The 1,550-nt window shown below is 70.4% G+C and carries 3 protein-coding genes; 2 read left to right on the top strand and 1 reads right to left on the bottom strand.

The window, feature by feature from the left end; genetic code table 11:
• A partial coding sequence (locus G6026_RS16040; protein WP_182613753.1) for a metallopeptidase family protein occupies positions 1 to 187 on the top strand: 187 nt, incomplete at its 5' end.
• Between the two features lie 32 nt (positions 188 to 219).
• On the opposite strand, the gene G6026_RS16035 is transcribed toward G6026_RS16040, so the two are convergent.
• Positions 220 to 531, bottom strand: a complete 312-nt coding sequence (locus G6026_RS16035) for a WhiB family transcriptional regulator (protein WP_107755930.1) — start codon at positions 529 to 531, stop codon at positions 220 to 222.
• A 260-nt stretch (positions 532 to 791) separates the two neighbouring features.
• Between G6026_RS16035 and cofD the strand changes: the two genes are divergently transcribed.
• Positions 792 to 1,550: 2-phospho-L-lactate transferase (gene cofD / locus G6026_RS16030; RefSeq protein WP_182613752.1), on the top strand; the 759-nt coding region annotated here is incomplete at its 3' end.

Below are 1,550 nucleotides of genomic sequence, written 5' to 3'. Positions count from 1 at the left end.
GGCGGGCGTCGACCGGGCCGGCCAGCCCACGCGGGCCCGGTTGGTCCTGTTCCGCAGGCCGCTCACCCGCCGCGCGCCGGGTGGGGACGACCTCCGCGACCTCATCTACTCCGTGCTGGTGGAACTGGTCTCACAGCATCTGGAGATCTCCCCCGACGACGTGGAGGCCGGCCCCGGCGAGGAGTGACCCGCCCGGGCAGGATCACATCACTGTCACCCTCACATCACGGCGTCACGCTTGATCCGACGACGTTCGCGCTCCGACAGTCCACCCCAGATGCCGAATCGCTCGTCGTTGGCCAGGGCGTACTCCAGGCACTCTGCCTTGACCTCGCATCCCGTGCAGATCTTCTTGGCCTCGCGGGTCGAGCCGCCCTTCTCCGGGAAGAAGGCTTCAGGATCGGTCTGCGAACACAGTGCCCGCTCCTGCCAGCTCTCCTCCTCGTCCTCCGCGAAGAGCGCGCCGGTGCCGAGGTCGACCAGGGCCAGTTCGGGTCCCGCTGCGGTGCGTGACTGTCGATCCACGGTCATCCCCTCGTGTTACGTTGCTCGTCGCTCGTGCGTCTGCCCGGCCCCGCGTGCCGCTCAGATACGAATGACACACCTGTGATTACACACATGCGAGTCGTCCAGGTCAAGCGAATTCGGGGATACCTAGCATTTCCGTGCGCCGCGCGCGGCAGTGACACGCCGGATCTGGTGTGGCGTGGAACACCCTCGGATCGGGGTGGTCGCCCGGAACGCCCGGCCGCCCTGCCCGCGCCGCGACCCCGTCACTACGCTTGGTCGACGTGAGGATCTGTGTAGTGGCCGGTGGCGTCGGTGGCGCCCGTTTCCTGCTCGGCGCACGTCGCCTTCTCGGACTGGACCCTGCCCCGGCAGGTCGGGGCACGCCGGGACGGGAGGCCGATCCCCACCACGCCGCCCCCACACACCGCCTCGACGCGGTGGTCAACGTCGGGGACGACGCGTGGATGCACGGTGTCCGGATATGCCCCGACCTCGACACCTGCATGTACACCCTCGGCGGGGGCATCGATCCCGATCGCGGGTGGGGTCACGCGGGCGAGACGTGGAACTGCCGCGATGAACTCGCCGCCTACGGCGTCCAGCCCGACTGGTTCGGTCTCGGGGACAAGGACCTGGCCACGCACCTGGTCCGTACGCAGATGCTGGGGGCCGGGTATCGGTTGACCGACATCACCGAGGCGCTGTGCACCCGCTGGTCGCCCGGCGTCCGTCTGCTGCCGGTGACCGACGACCGCTGTGAGACTCACGTCGTGGTCCCCGGCGGCCCCGACGACGAGCAGGGTTCCGGCGAGCGGGCGATCCACTTCCAGGAGTGGTGGGTCCGCCACCGGGCGCAGCTGCCGGCCTCGGCGTTCGTGCAGATCGGCGCCGAGGCGGCCCGGCCCACCCCGGAGACCCTCGAGGCCATCGCGGAAGCCGACCTCGTCGTCGTCGCCCCCTCCAACCCCGTGGTCTCCGTCGGCGCGATTCTCGCCGTCCCCGGGATCCGGGCCGCGCTGCGGTCCACCTCCGCGCCGGTG

Origin of the sequence: Dietzia sp. DQ11-38-2, assembly GCF_014145055.1 — a bacterium.
GTDB lineage: Bacteria > Actinomycetota > Actinomycetes > Mycobacteriales > Mycobacteriaceae > Dietzia.
The sequence above is the reverse complement of the archived record's forward strand: the minus strand, read 5'-3'. Positions and strand labels throughout refer to the sequence as shown.